The organism is Pseudonocardia sp. NPDC049154, from assembly GCF_040648315.1.
Classification (GTDB): domain Bacteria; phylum Actinomycetota; class Actinomycetes; order Mycobacteriales; family Pseudonocardiaceae; genus Pseudonocardia.
On the sequence record NZ_JBEZDN010000061.1, the window covers coordinates 24,595 to 45,456 of the forward strand.

Genomic DNA, 20,862 nt, shown 5'->3' on the forward strand with positions numbered 1-20,862 from the left:
TCAGGCCCCCTTGTTCGTGCCGGACCCGCTGCCGGCGGTCTCCCGCGGTTGCCGCCGCCGTTGCGCGCCGATCTTCGCCACCGCACCGAGCCCGGACAGCGTGGGGCTGCCGAAGATCTTCGAGTTCGACGCCAGCGCGACCAGCGGGTGCGTGACCAGGAAGACCACGACCAGGTCCAGGACGGTCGACATGCCCAGGGTGAACGCGAAGCCCTTCACCTGCCCGACGGCCAGGATGTACAGCACCGCGGCCGCGAGGAAGCTCACGGCGTCCGCGGTCAGGATCGTGCGCCGCGCCCGCACCCAGGCCCGCGGGACGGCCGAGCGGAACGAGCGGCCCTCGCGGACCTCGTCCTTCAGCCGTTCGAAGAAGATCACGAACGAGTCCGCGGTGATGCCGATCGCGACGATGAACCCGGCCACGCCGGCGAGGTCCAGGGTGAACCCGATCCACCGCCCGAGCAGCACCAGCACCGCGTAGACCACGAGGCCGGACAGCACCAGCGACAGGATCGTGAGCACGCCCAGCACGCGGTAGTAGAAGAGGCAGTAGACGAACACGAGGGCCAGGCCGATGGCGCCCGCGATCAGGCCGGCCTCCAGCGAGGCGAGCCCGAGCGTGGCGGACACGGTCTGCGCGTCGGACGCCTCGAAGGACAGCGGCAGCGAGCCGTACCGCAGGATGCCCGCGAGGTCCTGCGCCTGCTGCTGGTTGAAGTTGCCGCTGACCTGGGTGTTCCCGTACAGCGCGCCCTGGATCGTCGGGGCCGAGACCACCTCGCCGTCGAGCACGAAGGCGGCCTGCTCGCCGATGTGCGCGGCGGTGTAGTCGCCCCAGGCCTTCGACCCGTCCGCCTTGAAGCTGAGGTCGACGACGTAGCCGACGCCCTGCTGGTTCTGCGAGGCCTGCGCGGACGCGATCTGGGTGCCCTCGACCACCGTGGGCCCGAGGATGTACTTCGCGGTCTTGTCCTGGTCGCAGGTCACCAGGGGCAGCGACGAGTCGTCGTAGCCCCGCAGGGGGTCCGGGGCGTTGCAGTCGAGCGCGAGGAGCGCCTGCTGCTGGGTCACCTGGTCGGTGCTCTGCCGGGTGGCCTTCGCCTCGGCGATCGCGGCGGCCTTGGCCGGGTCCTCGTCGCCGCCCGGCGGCGGGGTCGGCTGCTGGGCCGGCGCCAGCGCGGTGCTGTACGAGACCGGGGCGACCGTGCCGTCGACGACCGGGCCCGTGCCCTGGCTCTGCGGCTGCGCGCCGCCGCCGGACGGGGCCGGTGCGGTGCTCTCCCCGGCCGGCGGGGTCGTGCCGCCGCCGGTGTCCTGCCCGGCGGGCGGGGTGGTGGCGCCGCCGGTGTCCTGCCCGGCCGGCGGGGTGGCGGGGGTGGCCGCGATCGGCTGGCCGACGACCGGGCGGATGCGCAGCTGCGCGGTCTGGCCGAGCGAGCGGGCCTGCTCGCCCTGGTCGCCGGGCACGGTGATGGTGATGTTGTTCCCGTCGAGCACCACCTCGGCGCCGCTCACGCCCAGCCCGTTGACGCGCTGCTCGATGATCGCCTGCGCCTGCACCAGCTGGTCGCGCGGCGGGACCTGGCCCGACTCGGTGCGCGCGGTCAGGGTGACCCGGGTACCGCCCTGCAGGTCGATGCCCAGCTTCGGGGCGAAGGACCGGTCGCCGGTGAAGGCGACCAGCGCGTACAGCACCACGACGATGCCCGCGAACCCCGCGAGGTACCGCCAGGGGCGGATCCGCCCCGGGGTCGTTGCCACTCTCTCTGCTCTCCTGGCGTCACGGCCCGGTCACGCGTCGGCGGACGGCCTGTCCGGTCCTGTCCGCGGCGTGGCCGCGGCCCGGTGTTCCCGCACGATGCTGCACCATCCGGCGCAGCGGGCCGACGGCGGCCCCGCCGTGGGCGATCCGGTTACTTCTTCTCGTCCGCGGTGGAGTCGGCGGGGGTGTCCGAGACCGCCCCGTTGGCGCTCGGCGTCCCGTTCGCGCTGGTGGCGCCGCTCGCCGGGAGCTCGCCGGTGGTCGCGGCGCCGGTCGCGGCCGGGGTCTCGTCGGCCGCGTCGGCGATCTCGGCGTGGTCGTCCTGGGCGACCTTGTCCCGCACGGCCGCGCGCAGCCAGGTGGTGACGACGCCGTCGGCGATCTCGAGGTCGATCGTGTCCTCGTAGGAGGCGTCGACGACCGTGCCGCGCAGCCCCGAGGTGGTGGTCACGACGTCGCCCTCGGCGAGCGCGTTCTGCATCGCCTGGGTCTCCGCCATCTGCCGCTTCTGCTTGCGACCCGACAGGAAGATCGGGATGAAGAGCAGCAGGATGAGGATCGGGAACAGCAGGCTCAGGTCCATGATGTCGTTTTTCTCCGTTTCTCGGGCAGGTCGGACGGCCGAGTCTGCCAGTCGGGTCCGACACCCGGTCGGTCGACCCGGCGTCGTGACGGCCCCGTGACGGCCCCGTGACGTGCGGTTTCCGTGCGGGGCCCACCGGGTGCGCCCCCCGGTACCGCTCCGCCCCCGATCGAGACCGCGTTCAGAACAGCGCCGGCGGCACCTCGCCGCCGGACTCCGGCGGCCGCAGGCCGAGATGGCTCCAGGCCGCGGGCGTGGCGACACGACCCCGCGGCGTCCGGGCCAGCATCCCGGCCCGCACCAGGTAGGGCTCGCAGACCTCCTCGACGGTACCGGGTTCCTCGCCCACCGCCACTGCCAGCGTGGACACGCCCACCGGGCCTCCCCCGAACGTCCGTACGAGGGCCCCCAACACGGCGCGGTCGAGCCGGTCGAGGCCGAGCTCGTCGACGTCGTAGACCGCGAGCGCGTCCCGGGCGACGGACAGGGTGACGGCCCCGTCGGTGCGGACCTCGGCGAAGTCCCGGACCCGGCGCAGCAGCCGGTTCGCGATGCGGGGGGTGCCACGGGAGCGCCGGGCGATCTCCGCGGCACCGTCGGGCTTCAGGTCGACGTCGAGGATCACGGCGGCCCGGCGGAGCACGAGCTCGAGCTCGTCCGGCTCGTAGAACTCCATGTGCGCGGTGAAGCCGAAGCGGTCCCGCAGCGGGCCGGTGAGCGCGCCGGCCCGGGTGGTGGCCCCGACCAGCGTGAACGGTGCGATGTCGAGCGGGATGGACGTGGCGCCCGGGCCCTTGCCGACCACGACGTCCACCCGGAAGTCCTCCATCGCGAGGTAGAGCATCTCCTCGGCGGGGCGGGCGATCCGGTGGATCTCGTCGATGAACAGCACGTCGCCGGGGACGAGGTTCGACAGCATGGCCGCGAGGTCCCCGGCGCGTTCCAGCGCGGGGCCGCTCGTCAGCCGGATCGCCGCGCCGAGTTCGGCCGCGACGATCATGGACAGGCTCGTCTTGCCCAGGCCTGGCGGGCCCGAGAGCAGGATGTGGTCGGGCGGGTCGCCGCGCCGGCGGGCGCCCTCCAGTACCAGCTCCAGTTGCTCGCGGACCCGGGGCTGCCCGATGAACTCGCTGAGCCGGCGCGGGCGCAGCGAGTTCTCGACGTCGAGGTCCTCGGGGACGGCCTCGGCCGCCACGTCCCGCAGGTCCCCCGGCTCGTACTCGGTCACCGGCTCGGTCACCTGCTCCGGCCCAGGCCCGCCAACGCCGCGCGCAGCAGCTGCGAGGCCTCGGCCTCGGGCTTGTCCGCGAGCACGGCGTCGACCGCCTGCTCGGCGGGCTTGAGGGTGAACCCGAGGCCGACCAGCGCCTCGACGACCTGGTCGCGGACCGGCGAGGCCCCGTTGCCGGCCGCGACCGGGACGGCGATGCCCGCCGCGGTGACCGGCGCCGGTGCCACCACGACCTTGTCCCGCAGCTCCACCACGAGCCGCTCGGCGCTCTTCTTGCCGACGCCCGGGATGCGGGTCAGCGTGGCCAGGTCGCCGTCGTGCAGGGCGCGGCGCAGCACCTCCGGCTCCAGGACGGCGATCGTGGCGAGCGCGAGCCGCGGCCCGATCCCGCTCACCGTCTGCAGCAGCAGGAACAGCTCCCGCTCGTCCGCGTCGGCGAAGCCGAACAGCGTCAGCGACTCCTCGCGCACGATCAACGTCGTGGACAGCCGGGCCTCGGTGCCGCGCCGCAGGCCCGCCAGCGTGGCCGGGGTGCAGAACACCGCCAGCCCGACGCCGCCGACCTCGACCACGGCGTGGTCCAGCCCGATCTCCAGCACGGGCCCGCGCACGGACGCGATCACGGCACTCCCCCGCTCCTGCGAACAGTCGTTCGAGGCCGAAGGCTACCGGTCCCCACCGACACCCCCGCCCGCTCCCCCGCCCCTCGGCGTGTCCCGCACGCAGTCCCCGCGAGTCGGCAGTTCCCACACCGCGAGTCGGCAGTTCCCACACCGCGAGCCGGCACTTCCCACACCGCGAGTCGGCACTTCCCACACCGCGAGTCGGCACTTCCAGCACCGCGAGGCGGCACGCGCGGGACGGGGGTCAGGGGCGGGGGCGGGCGGCGGACTCCGCGAGCCGCTGCTTCTCCTGCTGCGTCGCCAGCTGCTTCCGGCGCTCCTTCTGCGCCGCGGCGAGGCGGGCCTTGTGCGCCTTGGCGATCTCGGCGGCGCGCCGCTCCGCCTCCGCCATGCGCGTCATCATCGGGGCCCGCCAGCAGTGGCAGATCGCGAGGGCGAGGGCGTCGGCGGCGTCGGCCGGCCTCGGCGCCTCGGTCAGCCCGAGCACGCGCGTGACCATGGTCGTGACCTGGGCCTTGTCCGCGCGGCCCGCCCCGGTGACCGCGGCCTTGACCTCGCTCGGGGTGTGGAAGGCCACCGGCAGCCCGGCCCGCGCGGCGACGAGCGCGACCACCCCGCTGGCCTGCGCGGTCCCCATCACGGTGCGGACGTTGTGCTGGCTGAACACCCGCTCGACGGCCACGACGTCCGGCCGGTGCCGGGCGATCCAGCGCTCCACCTCGTCGGCGACCACGAGGAGCCGCCGGTCCACCGGCAGGTCGACGTCGCTGCGCACGACGCCGACGTCGACGCACGCCACCTGGCGGCCGCCGTCGCCGTCGACCACGCCGAGGCCGCACCGGGTCAGCCCCGGGTCGACTCCGAGCACCCGCACGCGCGCTCCCCTCACCGGTCCGCGCCGCACGCTACCGGCGCGGCACCTGGCCCCCGCGTGCGGCGCGCCGCCCCGCGGCCGAGACGATCACCACGGGGCGGGCCTCAGCCCGGGTGCCGCTGGCAGAGGCTGAACCAGTTGCCCGAGTCGTCGACGAACACGGCCTCGATGCCGTACGGCCGCTCGGCGGGCGGCTGCAGGAACTCGACCCCGCGGGCGACGAGCTCGGCGTGGGTGGCGTGGCAGTCCTCCGTCGCCATCACGCCCGTGCCGAGCGCCCCCTTCGCGACGAGCTCGCGGATCTGGCCGGCCGTCGACGGGTCGTGGCCCATCGCCGGGTCGGCGAGGATCAGCTCCTGGTCGGGGCGCCCCGGCGGGCCGACGGTCAGCCAGCGGATCCCGCCCTCGGACTCCGGGCCCATCACGACGTCGGTGCGCACCTCGAAGCCGAGCTTGCCGGTGTAGAAGCTCCTGGCGGAGTCCTGGTCCAGGACCCAGATGGTGGTGTGGGACATGCGGTCGATCACGGCGTTCCCTCCTCGGTGGATCGGTCGTGGGAACGGTAGGACCGCTCGGCGTCCGGAGGCTTCTCCGTACTTGCGGTGTCCGGCGTGCGCGGTGCGGGCGGGCGCGTCCAGCTCATGAGGACGCACCCGGGGATGGGTGGCGGCCCGCCGCGGCGGACGTGCTCGTCGCGGTACGCGGTCGGGCTCAGGCCCACCAGCTCGGTGAACCGGCTGCTGAAGGAGCCGAGGCTGGTGAAGCCGACGAGATGGCAGATCTCGGTCACGGTGAGGTTCGCCGAGCGCAGCAGGTCCTTGGCCCGTTCGACCCGCCGCCGGGTCAGGTAGGCCGCGGGCGTCTCGCCGTAGGCCGCGCGGAAGGCGCGGGCGAAGTGGAAGCGCGAGAAGCCGGCGGCCGCGGCCATGGCGTCGAGGTCCAGCGGCTCGGCGTAGTCGCGGTCGATCAGGTCGCGGGCTCGCCGGACGTACGCGACCGCGGGCCGGGGCGTGCCGCGGGTCATGCCGCCATCGTCCCAGCCCGGGCCCCCTCCGCGGGCATCATCGAGGCGTGCAGGAGATCGCCGCCCAGGATGCGACCGGCGCGCCGGTGGGCATCGCCGTCGAGATCGTCGAGCTGGTCGCCTCGCCCGTGCACGCGTACGAGGGCCGCCCGGCGGACGGGCCGCGGCCGGATCCCGAGGACCCGCGGCGGGACCGGATCGAGGTCCGGGCCGGGCTCGGCGTCGTCGGCGACCGGTACTTCAACCACGCGGCGCACCGGCGCGCGGCGGTGACCCTGCTGTCGGCGGAGGCGCTCGAGGCCGTCGCGACCGATCTCGGCGTGTCTCCGTTCGACCCCGTCCTGGCGCGGCGGACCGTCGTCCTGCGCGGGGCCGCGGTCGACGCCCTGGCCGGCTCCGGCGCCGAGTTCACGCTCGACTCCGGCGAGGGTCCCGTCCGCTTCCGCGCGCATCGCGCGGCTCACCCCTGCCGCTGGATGGACGTCGTGCTGGCCCCCGGGGCCTTCACGGCACTCCGCGGCCGCGGTGGAGTGCGCTGCGAGCCCCTCTCCGACGGCGTGCTGCAGCGGGGAGCGGCGACGCTCACCATGCCCGCCGAGCTGGCCGCCGTGGTGGCTCGTCAAGAACTCTGACGTACGTCGAACTGCGTACTACCGCGCCCCGACGACGAGTGTGACGCTCGGCGCACCTCGACGTCAGGAGGTCCCGATGCGGGCCGTGCGGCTGCACTCCTACGACAAGCCACCCCGGCTCGACCAGGTGCCCGAACCGGAGGCGACCGGCCCGCACGACGTGGTGGTGCGGATCGCCGGCGCCGGCCTCTGCCGGACCGACCTGCACATCCGCGACGGCTGGTTCGCCCCCGCCGTGCCGACGGACCTCCCGCTCACCCTGGGCCACGAGAACACCGGTGTGGTCGAGGCGGTCGGGCCGGAGGTGCGGGCCGTGGCGCCGGGCGACACCGTGATCTGCCATCCCCAGCAGAGCTGCGGCACGTGCGCGGCCTGCCGCATCGGTGACGACATGCGCTGCGCCCGCGGCCTCTCCTTCACCGGCCTCACCCGGGCCGGCGGGTTCGCGGACCTGCTGCTCACCACCGAGCGGGGCGTCCTCACGTTGCCCGCAGGCCTCAACCCCGTGGACCTCGCCCCGCACGCCGACGCCGGACTCACCGCGATGCACGTCGCCCGCAAGGCCGTGCCCCTGCTCGGCCCGGGGACGACGGTCGCGGTCGTCGGCGTCGGCGGGCTCGGCCACATCGGGATCCAGTGCCTGCGCGCGCTCACCGCGGCCACGATCGTCGCCGTCGATCCCGATCCCGAGGCCCGCGCGCTGGCGACCGAGTCCGGGGCCCACCAGGTGCTCCCGGTCGACGGCCGGGAGGTCGACGGCGTCCGCGACCTCACGGACGGGGCCGGGGCCCACGCCGTGATCGACTTCGTGGGCGAGGGCGACGCCGTCGGGACGGCGCTGGCGATGGTGCGGCCACGAGGCACGTACTTCGTCGTCGGCTACGGCGGGGAGCTGCGGGTACCGACCTTCGCCCTGGTCCTGCCCGAGATCAGTGTGGTCGGCAACGCCGTCGGGACGTTCGACGACCTCCGCGAGCTCGTCGCGCTCGCGGCGGCAGGCAGGGTGACGGTGCGGGCGCGGCGATACCCGCTCGACGCCTTCGCCGACGCCTTCGCGGACCTCGAGCACGGCCGGATGCACGGGCGGGGCGTGCTGGTGCCCTGACGACCGAACGCGACTCGCCGGAGGGCACAGCGCGACTTCGCGGGAAGGCACGGCGCGACTCGCGGTTCAGGCGCCGTCGGTGCCCTCGCTGGTGGGGGCGCCGGCGGCGGCGAGGGCCGCCACCGGGCCGGCGAGCCACTGCCGGACCTCGCGGCGGGAGCGCAGGCGCACGACGGGCAGCTCGGGCCTGCGCTCCTGCACCTCCCCGACCCGGACGGCCGCCTTGCCGTGGGTGCGCCACGCCCACCGGACGATGTGGTCAGGGTCGGTGAGGAAGGTCCGGAAGGGCGGCTCGATGTTGCCGTTCCACAGCACCTGACGGCGGATCCGGCGCGTGACGGTCCGCGGCACGACCTGCCGCATCACCATCACGCGCGGCAGGTCGAGCCACACCAGCAGCTCGGCGCGCGGCAGCACCAGCGGTCGGGCCGCCGAGTAGCCGTACTCGGTGATCCACTCCTCGCCGGCGGTCAGCACCACGACGTCGGCGGCGAACTCGGGCCGCGGCACCCAGTCCGGTCCGTGGAACAGGCCGTCGAGCTCGGTGTAGGGCAGGCCCAGCCTGGCCTCGAGCGCGCGACCGAGGGTCGACTTGCCGGAGCCGGAGCAACCGGTGACGAGGATGCGGCGGGGTCGCGCGGGCAACGGGTCCGAGGGGCCGAGCAGCACCGCGCCATCCTGGTCGGCCGGGCCCGGCCCCCGCACCCGGTTTCCGATCAGTGCGCCGCGTCGTCCCAGCTGCGGCCGTACCCGACCGACACCTCGAGCGGCACCGACAGCGTCTCGGCCGCGCCCATCTCCCGGCGCACCAGCTCCTCGACGGCCTCGCGCTCGCCCTCCGCGACCTCGAGCACCAGCTCGTCGTGCACCTGGAGCAGGATCCGGCTGCGCAACGACCCGGAGGCCAGCGCACCGTGCACGTTGAGCATCGCGACCTTGATGATGTCCGCCGCGCTGCCCTGGATCGGCGCGTTGAGCGCCATCCGCTCGGCCATCTCCCGGCGCTGCCGGTTGTCGCTGGTCAGGTCGGGGAGGTAGCGCCGCCGGCCGAGCATGGTGGCGGTGTAGCCCTCCTTGCGGGCCACGTCGACGACCGAGCGCAGGTAGTCCCGCACGCCGCCGAACGTCTCGAAGTAGTCCTCCATCAGGGCGCGGGCCTCCTCGGTGGAGATCCGCAGCTGCGCGGAGAGCCCGAACGCCGACAGCCCGTAGGCCAGGCCGTAGTTCATCGCCTTGATCTTGGCGCGCTGCTCGGGGGTGACCTCGTCCGCCGCGACGCCGAACACCTTCGACGCGGTCTCCGAGTGGAAGTCCCGCTTCGAGTTGAACGCCTCGATCAGCGCCTCGTCCTCGGACAGGTGCGCCATGATCCGCATCTCGATCTGGCTGTAGTCGGCGGTCATCAGCTCGCCGTAGCCCTCGCCGACCACGAAGGTCTCGCGGATCCGCCGCCCCGCGGCGGTGCGGATCGGCACGTTCTGCAGGTTCGGGTCGGTCGACGACAGCCGGCCGGTCGCCGCGATCGTCTGGCTGTACGTGGTGTGGATCCGCCCGTCGGCCGCGATCGACTTGAGCAGCCCGTCGACCGTGACCTTGAGCCGCGTCGCGTCCCGGTGCTGCAGCAGGTGCATGAGGAACGGGTGCTCGGTCTGCTCGTAGAGGCTCTGCAGCGCGTCCGCGTCCGTGGTGTAGCCGGTCTTGGTGCGCTTGGTCTTCGGCATGCTCAGCTCGTCGAACAGCACGACCTGCAGCTGCTTCGGCGAGCCGAGGTTGATCTCCTTGCCGATCACCTCGAAGGCGGCGCGCGCGGCCTCCTTCACCTGGGCCGCGAACTCGGACTCGAGCGACTCCAGGTGGTCCCGGTCCACGGCGATGCCCGCGGCCTCGAGGTCGGCGAGCACGAAGGCCAGCGGCTGCTCCAGCTCGAGCAGCAGCCGGGTCTGCTCCTTCTCTGCCAGCTCGGCACCCAGCGCGTCGGCCAGCTCGGCCACCGCCGACGCCGCCACCATCTCGGTCTCGGCGTGCTTCGCGTCGGCCTCCTCCTCGCCGCCCAGCAGCGACAGCTGGCCGTCTCCCTCGCCGCCCTCCATCGCGAGCTCGCGGCGCAGGTACCGCAGGGCCAGGTCGGCGAGGTCGAAGCTGCGCTGCCCCGGCCGCGCGAGGTACGCCGCAAGTGCGGTGTCGCTGGTCAGGCCCGCGAGCGTCCAGCCACGGGCGCGCAGCCCGTGCAGCACCGCCTTGACGTCGTGCGACGCCTTGGGCACGGCCGGGTCGGCCAGCCACTCGCCCAGGGCAGCCTCGTCGTCCGGCTCCAGCAGCCGGACGTCGACGTAGCCGGCCACCGGGACGCCGGCCTCGGCAGGCGGGCGGGAATCCAGGCCGGCCCGATCCTCCAGCGTCGGCTCGCCGGTGGCCAGCGCGATGCCCGTGAAGTCCCGCTCGGTGATCCCGCCCGCCACCCCCGAGAAGGCGACGCCGACCCGCCGCCCGTCCCGCGCGTGCTCGGCCAGCCAGGTGCGCACGGTGCCCGGCGCGATGGTCCCGCCCTGCACGTCGAAGCCCGACTCGGCCTCCGGTTCGGCGCTCTGCAGTGTGGCGAACAGCCGCTCGCGCAGCACCCGGAACTCCAGCTCGTCGAACAGCCGGTGCACCGCGTCCCGGTCCCAGGGCCGGACCTCGAGCTCGGCGGGCACGCTGTCGAGCGGCACGTCCCGCACCAGCTCGGTGAGCTGCCGGTTCATCAGGACGTTGGCCAGGTTGGCGCGCAGGGCGTCCCCCGCCTTGCCCTTCACCTCGTCCACCCGGTCGGTGAGCTCGCCGAGCGAGCCGAACTCGCGGACCCACTTGGCCGCCGTCTTCTCCCCCACGCCCGGGATGTTCGGCAGGTTGTCGCTGGGGTCGCCGCGCAGCGCCGCGAAGTCCGGGTACTGGGTCGGGGTGAGCCCGTAGCGCTTGTCGACCTCCGCCGGGTCGATGCGCCCCAGGTCCGACACGCCCCGCTTCGGGTACAGCACCGTGACGTTGTCGGTGACCAGCTGGAACGCGTCCCGGTCGCCGGTGGTGATGAGCACCTCGAAGCCCTGCGCCTCGGCCTGCGTGGCCAGCGTGGCGATGATGTCGTCCGCCTCGAAGCCCTCGACCGCGAACACCGGGATGTTCAGCGCCCGCAGGACCTCCTTGATGAGGTCGACCTGGCCCCTGAAGTCGTCAGGGGTCGTCGTCCGGTTCGCCTTGTAGTCCGCGTACCGCTCCGCCCGGAAGGTCTTGCGCGAGACGTCGAACGCCACGGCCAGGTGCGTCGGCTGCTCGTCGCGCAGCTGGTTGATGAGCATCGACGTGAAGCCGTAGACGGCGTTCGTGGTCTGCCCCGTGCCCGTGCGGAAGTTCTCCGCGGGCAGGGCGAAGAACGCCCGGTACGCGAGCGAGTGACCGTCGAGCAGCAGCAGCCGCCTGCCCTCGGGCGCGGCGGTCTTCCCGGCGCTCGTGGCGGACTTCCCGGCGGCCGGTGTGGCGGGTGACTTCGTGGCGGGGCTCATCGGGGGCGAGTCTAGGACCGGGCACCGACAGTTCCCGGCGAGCCTCCGCCACGGCCCGGCCCCGTCCCCGATCGGGCGAGCGGCGGGCGGGCCCCGCCCCCGCCGCGACCCGTCCTCACCCCAGCCGCACCCACTCCCCGCGGGAGGGGAGGCCTGCGTCGGACAGCAGGAACAGCAGGTACCAGCCCGGCGGCGCGTGCCGAGGCCCCGGCAGCCGGACGGTCAGCCGGACCGCCCCCCGGGCGAGGATCGGCAGGTCGACGAGTCGTTGCTCGACGTCGGCGGAGTGGGTGGTCGCGGCGGGCCGCACCAGGGCGGCGGAGGCGATCGCCCCGGGGTCCCCGGTCGACACGTCGAGCGTCCCGCCGAAGTCGACCGCCGTCTCCGCGGGCACGCACCCCGGCGGCGTCCCGCGGAACAGGTACGGCGGCCAGTAGACCTCGATGCGCAGCTCCTCGGTCTTGCGCGCGGGGTTCGAGCCGGCGGTGACCACCCGGCCGTCGGGCATCAGCAGGGCGACCGAGTGGTAGAGCCGCGGGACGCGCGAGGTCGCGCCCATCGCCCAGGTGCCGCTCGCGGGGTCGTAGATCTCCGCGTCGAGGGCCGCGTCGGCGGCGGACTCCTCCATCATCGCGCCCCCGTTGACCAGCACCGTCCGGTCCGGCAGCAGGGTCGCGCAGAGGTGCATCCGCGGCATCGCGAGCGAGCCGGTGGCGACGTACCGGGGCGCGGCGGCCTTCAGGTCCACCACCGCGGCGGAGCCCGTCGCACCGGTCATGTCGTGCATGTCCCACGGGCCGCCGCCCACGATCATCACCCGCTGGTCCTGCACGGGCGGCAGCAGCACGCTCGCCGCCTGGTTGCGGGCCTGCGGCACCGGCAGGCCCTCCACCGGCACCGTCGCGTTCGTCGCGAGGTCCCACGTCGCCGGCCGCTCGCCGTTGTTCGGACCGTACTGGCCGCCCGAGTAGAAGACCCGCCCGTCCTCGAGCAGGAACAGGTGCCCGTACATCGGCCAGTTCGGCGAGGTCGGCAGCGTGGTCCAGCCCGTGCCGTCCCGGTAGATCTCCGGGTGGGTGTTGAGCTGCGAGGTGCCGTCGAGCCCGGAGACCGCGAGGACCCGGCCGTCGGAGAGCGCCACGAGCGTCGGGTACCAGCGGCCGCCGGCCATGTCCGGCACCGCCTCCCACGCCCCCGTCGTCCCGGTCGGCGAGCCCGGGTCGGGCGCGCCCTTGTCGGGGTCGAACACCACGGCCTGGCGCAGGCCGAGGAACGGGTCGTACCGCTCGGTCCCGCCCGCGGCGAGCAGCCGGCCGTCGGCCAGGAAGGCGTGCCCGCAGCAGAACAGGTCGACCGGGGTCGTCGGCCTGCTCAGCGCGCTCGACGGGTAGTGCCACACCGCCGTGCCGAAGCGGCCGGCGGCGGCGTTGTCCGGGTCGTTGCTCGAGCCCGCGAAGAACGCGACCGACCCGGTGTGCAGCAGCGCCGCGTGGACCGCCAGCACCCCGGAGTCCCGCTCGAGCAGCCGCCAGACGCCCATCTCGGCGCCCATGTCCCGGTCCGTCATCAGGTCCGACACCCGGTACCAGCCGCTGCTCCCGCCGACCGGGGCGTCGACGGCCAGCGTGACCACGTGCGGCATGCCGCGGGCACCGAGCGGGACGACGGCGAGCGCGGCGTCGGAGTTCTCCCAGAACCCCCAGCCGGGCAGCCGCTCCCACGGTCCCCAGCCGTCCGCGCTGCGGCCGTCCTCGAGCCGCCACCCGACGCTGACGTAGCCGACGTTCTCCCCCGCCGGGTTGTCGACGACGAGGACCACCAGCTCGGGCCTGCCGTCGCCGTCGAGGTCGGCGACGGCCAGCCCGGCCCCCTGGTTCTCCCAGCCCCACCAGGCCGGGACCTCGGCCCAGCCCCGCCACTCGGTGACGACGCCGTCCGGCCCGAGCGGGCCGCTGCGGTAGAAGCCGTGGTTCTGCCCCTCGGGGGCGTCGACGCACAGCACGACGAGATCCGGCTGCCCGTCCCCGTCGACGTCGGCCACCGCGATGTCCGCGCCCGCGTTCTGCCAGGAGGGCCAGTCCGGGATCGCGGTCCAGCCGGTCCAGCCGCCGGTGACCTCGCCGTCCGCGTCGAGGTCCCGGCCGATCCGGTAGAAGCCGCCGTTCGGGCCGTCCGGCGCGTCGACCGTGAACACGACCAGGTCGAGCGATCCGGTGCCGGTGACGTCGGCGAGCGCGATGCCGGCGCCCTGGTTCTCCCAGAACCCCCAGTCCGGCACCGGCCGCCACGGGCTCCACGGGCCGGTCAGCGCGCCGCCGTCCGTCAGCCCGTGGCCGACCCGGTACCAGCCGGCGTTCGCACCCGGCGGCGCGTCGATCATGAGGACGACGACGGAGCGGCCGCCGTCGCCGGCGAGGTCGCCGACCGCGACCCCGGCCCCCGCCGAGGCGCCCGCGAACCAGTCCGGAACCGCGGTGAAGTCCGTGTCCACGTGCCCTCCCGGGTGGTCGCTACGGAACCAGAGGCACCGGTCACAGGACGTGATACCGCGGTTCGGCGCTCACGCCAACTCCTCCGGGGGCGGGCCGAGCATCTCGCGCACCGCCTCGCAGCCCTCCTCGGTGATCAGCTGGTCGACGTACTGCTCGCGGAGGATCTTGAACTCCGGCGGCTCGTCCTCGTGCACGACGATCCGGTCCGCCCCGTGCTGCGCGGCCAGCGCGTTCACGGCCTCCTTGACGTCGTGGAACGACGCGTCCAGCTCGTCGGCCAGGTCGCGCATCCGCTTGATCATCCGTGCCTCCGGTTCCGCCGTCGCTGTCCGCCGGTACGTCTCGCGCCGCCCGTCCTGGTCCGGATAGCCCCTGACGGCCCCGCCGACCCCTCGGGATTGTCGGGCCCCGCCGGGGTGGAGGTCACCGGCGGAACGGCCCTGAGAACGACGGCGGCGCCGCCCCCGGACGGGGGACGGCGCCGTCGGACGGACGGAGGGTCGGCCGACCTCGGCCTCCGCCTCAGGCGTTGACCTCCTCGAGGACCGCGTCGCTCACGTCGAAGTTGGCGTAGACGTTCTGGACCTCGTCGGAGTCCTCGAGCGCGTCGATCAGCCGGAAGACCTTCTTGGCGGCCTCGGCGTCGAGCTCGACCTGCATCGACGGCAGGAAGGTCGGGTCGGCGGAGTCGTAGTCGATCCCCGCCTCCTGCAGGGCCGTGCGCACTGCGATCAGGTCGGTGGCCTCGGAGACGACCTCGAAGCTCTCGCCCAGGTCGTTGACCTCCTCGGCGCCGGCCTCGAGGACGGCCATGAGCACGTCGTCCTCCGAGAGGTCGTTCTTCGGCAGCACCACGACGCCCTTGCGCGTGAACAGGTAGGCGACGGAGCCCGGGTCGGCCATGGTGCCGCCGTTGCGGGTCATCGCCGTGCGCACCTCGGTGGCCGCGCGGTTGCGGTTGTCCGTGAGGCACTCGATCAGCAGCGCGACGCCGTTGGGGCCGTAGCCCTCGTAGGTGATCGTCTGGTAGTCCGCGCCGCCGGCGTCGGCACCCGAGCCGCGCTTGACCGCGCGGTCGATGTTGTCGTTGGGCACCGAGCTCTTCTTCGCCTTCTGGATGGCGTCGTAGAGCGTGGGGTTGCCGTCGGGGTCACCGCCGCCGGTCCGGGCCGCGACCTCGATGTTCTTGATCAGCTTCGCGAACATCTTGCCCCGGCGGGCGTCGATGACGGCCTTCTTGTGCTTCGTCGTCGCCCATTTGGAGTGGCCACTCATCGGCTGCCCCGTCCTTCCTGAACTCGCGCGTGTGCCCGCTCGCCACGCCTCGCAGGACGGGCACGCAGGGCCTGCACGAGGCCCTGCCGGATCCCACCGATGGTACCGACGGACACGTCACCGGCACGGACACCCCACGTGCGGCCATGTTCATCACACGCCGGGCCGGGTTCGTTACGGAGCAGGCGGGTAACTCACCGGCATCGGTGAATGAGCGGGCCGGGCGTTCACGTTCCGGGCCGCCCGTGCGATGTCACCGGTGAAGGACGCCGAGGGGGTGCGCGATGGGGAAGCACAGCATGCGGGGCCGCGAGCGGTCCGCGGCGCGGCTCGGATGGGCCGCGGCGGGCGCCGCCGTGCTCGCCACCGGAGGCACCGCGGCCGCGACGGTGCTCACCGGCACCGCCACCGCGGACACCCCGCTCACCGTCACGATCACCGGGGCACCGGCCCCCCTCTACACCTGCGACCTGCAGTCCCCGCCGGAGTTCGGCGACCCGGCGAACCCGGACGAGATCACGAACCGGGCCTGCGGGTACGTCGACGACCAGGGCCGGCAGCGCTCGTTCGACCCGTGGATCGACGGCCAGCTGCTCGACGCCGGGGGGCGTTAGGCTCCCTCCCTCGCGCCGGACGACCGGGAGGACGGGATGGACGAGCGGACCCTGGTGGCGACCCGGCGGGCGCTGCACGCGGTGGCGGAGTCGGTGATCGCGGGCCCGCAGTATCGGACCGACGGCACCATCCGGCTGAAGGTGACGCCCGGCGGGTTCGGCGGCACCCTCTCCGCGCTGCGGGTGGAGCACACCGAGCTGGTCTGGCGGGGCGGGCGCGCACCGCTCGCCGGCACGTGCCGGCAGCTCGCCGAGGCGGCGGGTGTGCAGGTCGGACCGCCCGAGGGGCTCTACGCCGACGGCTCGGGCGTCGGCCCGGACGAGCCGTTCGCGCCCGACCCGGCCGCGGTGGAGCACCTCGCGGACTGGTTCGCGCGGGGCGACGCCGCGCTGCGGAGGCTCGGTGACCCGGTGCTCTGGCCCGAGCACTTCGACCTGGCGGTGACGGCCGACCGGGTCAACTACGGGGTCTCTCCCGGCGACGCCGCACACCCGGCTCCGTATGCCTACGTCGGCCCCTGGGAGCCCCGGCGCGGGGAGTTCTGGAACGCCCCGTTCGGTGCGCTGCGGCCGGCCTCGACGCTGCCGGACGTCGACGCCCTCGCCGCCTTCCTGGCCGAGGGCCGGGCGGCCGCCGAGCGGGACCCGGCCGCGCCGGGCTGAACCGCGCCGGGCCGAACCGGTCAGCTCTGCCGGACGATGTCGGCGAAGAGCGCGTGCACGCGCCCGTCGCCGGTGAGCTCCGGGTGGAACGCGGTGGCGATCACCGCGCCCTGCCGGACCGCGACCGGGCGGCCGGCCGCGGCGCCGGGGTCCTTCCCCGTGCTGGTGACGGGCGGGACCACGGCGAGCACCTCGACGTCGTCGCCGGTCTTCTCGACCCACGGCGCGCGGATGAACACGGCCCGGACCGGGCCGCCCTCGACGCCGGTGAAGGCGAGGTCGGTCTCGAACGAGTCGACCTGGCGGCCGAAGGCGTTGCGGCGCACGACGACGTCCAGCCCGCCGAGCTGCTTCTGGTCCGGCCGGCCGTCGAGCACCTCGCCGGCGAGCAGGATCATCCCGGCGCAGGAGCCGTAGGCGGGCATACCGTCGGCGATCCGGTCGCGCAGCGGGTCGAGCAGCTCGAAGACCTCGAGGAGCCGGCTCATGGTGGTCGACTCGCCGCCCGGGATCACCAGGCCGTCGACCGCGGCCAGCTCCGCCGGGCGGCGGACGGGCACGGCCTTCGCACCGGTCGCCCCGAGGGCGGCGGCGTGCTCGCGGACGTCGCCCTGGAGGGCCAGGACGCCGATCGTCGGGACGGCTCCGGTCACTGCTCGATCACCACGTCTACCAGGGTAGACGGTGACCGGGCCCACCCGGCGCCGGTCAGCGGCCGATCACTGCCCGGCGGCGACCTCGCCGGCCCGCGCGGCCTCCTGCGCGGCGTGCCGGACGGCCTCGGCGACCGCGGGGGCCACCGACGGGTCGAACACGCTGGGCACGATGAAGCTGGCGTTGGGCTCGTGCACCACGTCCGCGATCGCCGCCGCGGCGGCGAGCAGCATCCGGTCGGTGATGTCGTGGGCCTGCGCGTCGAGCAGGCCGCGGAACACGCCGGGGAACGCGAGCACGTTGTTGATCTGGTTCGGGTAGTCCGAGCGCCCCGTCGCGACCACGGCCGCGTGGTGCATCGCGACCGACGGGTCGATCTCCGGGTCGGGGTTGGCCAGCGCGAACACGACCGCGTCGTCGGCCATCGTGGCGAGCTCCGCGGCCCCGAACAGGTTCGGCGCCGAGACGCCGATGAACACGTCCGCCCCGACCAGCGCGTCGGCCAGCGACCCCTGCCGGCCCCGGGTGTTGGTCTGCTCGGCGATCGAGGCCAGGTTGTCGTCGAGGCCGGCCCGGTTCTTGTGCACGATCCCGTCGATGTCGACGGCGAGCACGTCGCCCGGCTTCTCCGACTGCAGCAGCCGGATGATCGCCGACCCGGCCGCGCCCACCCCGCACACCACGATCGAGCAGTCGGTGATCTTCTTGCCGACCACGCGCAGGGCGTTGCGCAGCGCGCCGAGCACCACGACCGCGGTGCCGTGCTGGTCGTCGTGGAAGACCGGGATGTCGAGCATCTCGCGCAGCCGGCGCTCGATCTCGAAGCAGCGCGGCGCGGCGATGTCCTCCAGGTTGATCCCGCCGTAGGCCGGGGCGATCACCTCGACGGTGCGGATGATCTCCTCGGTGTCCTGGGTGTCCAGCGCGACCGGCCAGGCGTCGACCCCGGCGAACCGCTTGAACAGCGCCGCCTTGCCCTCCATCACCGGCATCGCGGCAGCCGCGCCGAGGTTGCCCAGGCCCAGCACCGCGGAGCCATCGGTGACCACGGCGACGGTGTTGCGCTTGATCGTGAGCCGGCGCGCGTCCGAGGGGTTCGCCGCGATCGCCTGGCAGACCCGGGCGACGCCGGGGGTGTAGGCGCGGGAGAGGTCGTCACGGTTGCGCAGCGCGACCTTCGACTGCACCTCGAGCTTGCCGCCGAGGTGGATCAGGAAGGTCCGATCCGACACCTTGCGCACGTGCACGCCGGGCACCGCGCCGAGCGCGGCGGTGATCTCCTCGGCGTGGTCCTGGTTGAGGGCGTTGCAGGAGATGTCGACGACGATCGTGGCCGTCCGGGCCTCGACGACGTCGAACGCGGTCACGACCCCGCCGACGTTGCCGACCGCCACGGCCAGATCCCCGGCGGCGCTGGCGGAGGCCGGGGCCTCGACGCGGACGGTGATGGCGTATCCGGGACCGGGAATGGGCACGGCCACGGACCCTACTCGCGCCCGCCGCGTGACCCCGATCGCGCCGCCACCGGATTGGGCAAGGCTTGAGGCGGACCCTGGGCGCGGGGTTGTGCCCGCGCGACGAGGGGAGTGGAATCGCGTGTGACCCGCAGCACATCGGAGTGCACCCCAGCGGAGGTGGTCGCAGTGACCGTCAGATCAGACCCCAAGACCGGCCAGCGCGGAGCATCAGACGGGATCGGGGCGCCGGTCACCGATCCCTCGCTCATCCGGAACGTCGCCCTCGTCGGGCCGTCCGGATCCGGGAAGACGACGCTGGTGGAGGCGCTGCTCGCGCACACCGGCGTGATCCCCCGGCAGGGCAGCGTGCTCGACGGGACCACCGTGTGCGACCACGACCCGGCCGCCGTCCGCCAGCACCGTTCCGTCACGCTCGCCGTCGCGCCGCTGCGACACGGCGAGCTCAAGATCAACCTCATCGACACGCCCGGCTACGGGGACTTCGTCGGGGAGCTGCGCGCCGGCCTGCGGGCCGCGGACGCCGCGCTCTTCGTCGTCCCGGCGATCGCGGGCGCGGACGGCGAGGGCATCGACGCCGGGACGATCGCGCTGTGGGAGGAGTGCGCCGCCGTCGGGATGCCCCGGGCGCTCGTCGTCGCGCGGTGCGACCAGGCGCGGGCGGACGTGGAAGCCACCCAGATCGCCTGCCAGGAGGCGTTCGGCGGGGTCGCACCGCTCTACCTGCCCATCGAGGGCGGTCTGTACGGCCTGCTGAGCCAGACCCCCGAGGGCGCGGCGCCGGCCGGGGCGGAGGAGGCCCGGGCCACGCTGATCGAGGGGATCATCGAGCAGTCCGAGGACGAGACGCTCATGGAGCGCTACCTCGGAGGCGAGGACATCGACACCGCGGTGCTGATCGACGACCTGGAGACGGCCGTCGCGCGCGGGGCCTTCCACCCCGTCGTGCCGGTCTGCTCGGCCAGCGGCGTCGGGCTCGACGCCCTGCTCGAAGTGCTCGCGGGCGGCTTCCCGTCCCCGCTGGAACGCCCCCTGCCGATGGTGTCGACGATCGACGGCGGCGCGCACGACGCGCTCACCGCGGACCCCGGGGGCCCGCTGGCCGCCGAGGTCGTGCGCACCTCGGCCGACGCGTACGTCGGCCGGGTCTCGCTGGTCCGGGTGTTCTCCGGGACGCTGCGGCCGGACACGTCCGTGCACGTCAGCGGGCACGTCCCCGCCCCGCGGACCAGTCCGGAGGACGCCGGCGCGTTCCCGCCCGGCCACGACTCGGACGACCGGCTCAGCCACCTCTACACCCCGCTGGGCTCCACGCTGCAGGAGACGGAGACCTGCGTGGCCGGCGACATCTGCGCGCTGACCAAGCTGTCCGGGGCCGAGACCGGGGACACCGTGTCCGACGCCGAGCACCCGCTGCTGCTGCGGGCCTGGGACCTCCCGGAACCGTTGCTGCCCATCGCCGTCGTGGCGAAGGACCGCAGCGACGAGGACGCGCTCGCCCGCACGCTCGGCAAGCTGGTCGCGGCGGACCCGGGGCTGATCCTGGAGCGGAATCCGGAGACCCACCAGACGGTGCTGTGGTGCACCGGCGAGGCGCACGCGGACGTCGTGCTGTCCCGGCTGCGCGAGGCCGGGGCCAACGTCGACACCGAGCCCGTGCGGGTGCCGATGCGGGTCACGCTGGACCACAAGGCGAAGGTGACCGGCCGGCACGTCAAGCAGTCCGGCGGGCACGGCCAGTACGCGATCTGCCACGTCGAGTTCGAGCCGCTCCCCCGCGGGTCCGGCTTCGAGTTCAAGTCCGCCGTGGTCGGCGGGTCGGTGCCGACGCAGTACGTCCCGAGCGTCGAGAAGGGCATCCGGGCGCAGCTCGAGCGGGGTCTCACCGCGCCGTCGGAAGGCCCCGACGCGCCGCCGCACCCCGTGGTCGACATCCGGGCGACGCTCGTCGACGGCAAGGCGCACAGCGTCGATTCGTCCGACGCCGCCTTCCAGACCGCCGGGGCGCTCGCGCTCCGCGAGGCCGCCGAGGCCTGCGGGGTCACGCTGCTGGAGCAGGTCGACGAGGTCGCCGTCACGATCCTCGACGACCACCTGGGCGTCGTCCTCGGCGACCTGTCGTCGCGCCGCGGACGGGTGCTGGGCACCGAGCCGACGGAGACGGCGGGCCGCACCGTGGTCCGCGCCGAGGTGCCGTCCGAGGAGCTGCTGCGCTACGCGGTGGACCTGCGGGCGATGACCTCCGGGACGGCCACGTTCACCCGGGCCTTCGCGCGGTACGGGGAGAAGTAGCGGCCGGCCGTCGCGAGCGGCGCCTGC

At 74.2% G+C, this 20,862-nt stretch carries 19 protein-coding genes; 5 read left to right on the forward strand and 14 right to left on the reverse strand.

The features are described from left to right. The 7 genes from secD to AB0B41_RS25550 form a co-directional block, all read right to left on the reverse strand. Entirely contained in the window at positions 1-1,761 is a 1,761-nt protein-coding gene (gene secD / locus AB0B41_RS25520; protein WP_358207545.1) for a protein translocase subunit SecD, read from the reverse strand. A gap of 152 nt (positions 1,762-1,913) precedes the next feature. After that, the gene (gene yajC / locus AB0B41_RS25525) at positions 1,914-2,345 is read right to left on the reverse strand and encodes a preprotein translocase subunit YajC (protein ID WP_358207547.1); all 432 of its coding nucleotides are present in this window, start codon (positions 2,343-2,345) and stop codon (positions 1,914-1,916) included. A gap of 181 nt (positions 2,346-2,526) precedes the next feature. Then, complete coding sequence (gene ruvB / locus AB0B41_RS25530; protein ID WP_358207586.1) at positions 2,527-3,549, reverse strand: Holliday junction branch migration DNA helicase RuvB; 1,023 nt, start codon at positions 3,547-3,549, stop codon at positions 2,527-2,529. A gap of 32 nt (positions 3,550-3,581) precedes the next feature. Further along, positions 3,582-4,199 carry a Holliday junction branch migration protein RuvA gene (ruvA, locus tag AB0B41_RS25535; RefSeq protein WP_358207549.1) on the reverse strand — a complete coding sequence of 206 codons (618 nt, stop codon included), beginning with the start codon at positions 4,197-4,199 and terminating at the stop codon, positions 3,582-3,584. A gap of 244 nt (positions 4,200-4,443) precedes the next feature. Then, positions 4,444-5,073: a crossover junction endodeoxyribonuclease RuvC gene (gene ruvC, locus AB0B41_RS25540; RefSeq protein WP_358207551.1), complete on the reverse strand. Its 630-nt coding sequence runs from the start codon at positions 5,071-5,073 to the stop codon at positions 4,444-4,446. A gap of 104 nt (positions 5,074-5,177) precedes the next feature. Beyond that, positions 5,178-5,600, reverse strand: coding sequence for a VOC family protein (locus tag AB0B41_RS25545; RefSeq protein WP_358207553.1), 423 nt, complete (start codon positions 5,598-5,600; stop codon positions 5,178-5,180). Beyond that, positions 5,597-6,097 carry an AraC family transcriptional regulator gene (locus AB0B41_RS25550; RefSeq protein WP_358207555.1) on the reverse strand — a complete coding sequence of 167 codons (501 nt, stop codon included), beginning with the start codon at positions 6,095-6,097 and terminating at the stop codon, positions 5,597-5,599. Before AB0B41_RS25550 ends, AB0B41_RS25545 begins: the two co-directional genes overlap by 4 nt. Before the next feature lie 47 nt (positions 6,098-6,144). Between AB0B41_RS25550 and AB0B41_RS25555 the strand changes: the two genes are divergently transcribed. Both AB0B41_RS25555 and AB0B41_RS25560 read left to right on the forward strand, forming a co-directional pair. After that, positions 6,145-6,729 (forward strand): molybdenum cofactor biosysynthesis protein, encoded by a 585-nt coding sequence (locus AB0B41_RS25555; RefSeq protein WP_358207557.1) that lies wholly within the window; start codon positions 6,145-6,147, stop codon positions 6,727-6,729. A 76-nt stretch (positions 6,730-6,805) separates the two neighbouring features. Beyond that, positions 6,806-7,834, forward strand: coding sequence for an NAD(P)-dependent alcohol dehydrogenase (locus AB0B41_RS25560; protein ID WP_358207560.1), 1,029 nt, complete (start codon positions 6,806-6,808; stop codon positions 7,832-7,834). A 66-nt stretch (positions 7,835-7,900) separates the two neighbouring features. On the opposite strand, the gene AB0B41_RS25565 is transcribed toward AB0B41_RS25560, so the two are convergent. From AB0B41_RS25565 to AB0B41_RS25585, 5 genes are all read right to left on the reverse strand, one after another. Then, positions 7,901-8,503: an AAA family ATPase gene (locus AB0B41_RS25565; protein WP_358207562.1), complete on the reverse strand. Its 603-nt coding sequence runs from the start codon at positions 8,501-8,503 to the stop codon at positions 7,901-7,903. A gap of 47 nt (positions 8,504-8,550) precedes the next feature. Then, positions 8,551-11,370 carry a DNA polymerase I gene (gene polA, locus AB0B41_RS25570; protein WP_358207564.1) on the reverse strand — a complete coding sequence of 940 codons (2,820 nt, stop codon included), beginning with the start codon at positions 11,368-11,370 and terminating at the stop codon, positions 8,551-8,553. A 115-nt stretch (positions 11,371-11,485) separates the two neighbouring features. Continuing rightward, positions 11,486-13,861, reverse strand: coding sequence for a galactose oxidase-like domain-containing protein (locus AB0B41_RS25575; RefSeq protein WP_358207566.1), 2,376 nt, complete (start codon positions 13,859-13,861; stop codon positions 11,486-11,488). Between the two features lie 69 nt (positions 13,862-13,930). After that, on the reverse strand, positions 13,931-14,164 hold the full coding sequence (locus tag AB0B41_RS25580; protein ID WP_358207568.1) for a hypothetical protein: 234 nt from the start codon (positions 14,162-14,164) through the stop codon (positions 13,931-13,933). Positions 14,165-14,384: 220 nt separating this feature from the next. Next, the gene (locus tag AB0B41_RS25585) at positions 14,385-15,137 is read right to left on the reverse strand and encodes a YebC/PmpR family DNA-binding transcriptional regulator (RefSeq protein WP_358207570.1); all 753 of its coding nucleotides are present in this window, start codon (positions 15,135-15,137) and stop codon (positions 14,385-14,387) included. A gap of 284 nt (positions 15,138-15,421) precedes the next feature. Between AB0B41_RS25585 and AB0B41_RS25590 the strand changes: the two genes are divergently transcribed. Then, complete coding sequence (locus tag AB0B41_RS25590; RefSeq protein WP_358207572.1) at positions 15,422-15,751, forward strand: hypothetical protein; 330 nt, start codon at positions 15,422-15,424, stop codon at positions 15,749-15,751. 36 nt (positions 15,752-15,787) lie between these two features. After that, on the forward strand, positions 15,788-16,414 hold the full coding sequence (locus AB0B41_RS25595) for a hypothetical protein (RefSeq protein ID WP_358207574.1): 627 nt from the start codon (positions 15,788-15,790) through the stop codon (positions 16,412-16,414). A 20-nt stretch (positions 16,415-16,434) separates the two neighbouring features. Here the strand turns inward: AB0B41_RS25595 and pdxT are convergent, their stop codons facing one another. Beyond that, positions 16,435-17,067 (reverse strand): pyridoxal 5'-phosphate synthase glutaminase subunit PdxT, encoded by a 633-nt coding sequence (pdxT, locus tag AB0B41_RS25600; RefSeq protein ID WP_358207577.1) that lies wholly within the window; start codon positions 17,065-17,067, stop codon positions 16,435-16,437. A 66-nt stretch (positions 17,068-17,133) separates the two neighbouring features. Further along, positions 17,134-18,543 (reverse strand): NAD-dependent malic enzyme, encoded by a 1,410-nt coding sequence (locus AB0B41_RS25605; protein WP_358207579.1) that lies wholly within the window; start codon positions 18,541-18,543, stop codon positions 17,134-17,136. A gap of 219 nt (positions 18,544-18,762) precedes the next feature. Between AB0B41_RS25605 and AB0B41_RS25610 the strand changes: the two genes are divergently transcribed. Continuing rightward, a complete protein-coding gene (locus AB0B41_RS25610) occupies positions 18,763-20,835 on the forward strand; it encodes an elongation factor G-like protein EF-G2 (protein ID WP_358207589.1) in 2,073 nt (690 codons plus the stop codon). Positions 20,836-20,862: the final 27 nt, after the last annotated feature.

Coding starts and splice junctions, on each gene's coding strand:
- yajC (WP_358207547.1), bottom strand. CDS start 2,345: ATGGACCTGAGCCTGCTGTTCCCGATCCTCATCCTGCTGCTCTTCATC.
- AB0B41_RS25550 (WP_358207555.1), bottom strand. CDS start 6,097: ATGACCCGCGGCACGCCCCGGCCCGCGGTCGCGTACGTCCGGCGAGCC.
- AB0B41_RS25560 (WP_358207560.1), top strand. CDS start 6,806: ATGCGGGCCGTGCGGCTGCACTCCTACGACAAGCCACCCCGGCTCGAC.
- polA (WP_358207564.1), bottom strand. CDS start 11,370: ATGAGCCCCGCCACGAAGTCACCCGCCACACCGGCCGCCGGGAAGTCC.
- AB0B41_RS25580 (WP_358207568.1), bottom strand. CDS start 14,164: ATGATCAAGCGGATGCGCGACCTGGCCGACGAGCTGGACGCGTCGTTC.
- AB0B41_RS25585 (WP_358207570.1), bottom strand. CDS start 15,137: ATGAGTGGCCACTCCAAATGGGCGACGACGAAGCACAAGAAGGCCGTC.
- AB0B41_RS25590 (WP_358207572.1), top strand. CDS start 15,422: ATGGGGAAGCACAGCATGCGGGGCCGCGAGCGGTCCGCGGCGCGGCTC.
- AB0B41_RS25595 (WP_358207574.1), top strand. CDS start 15,788: ATGGACGAGCGGACCCTGGTGGCGACCCGGCGGGCGCTGCACGCGGTG.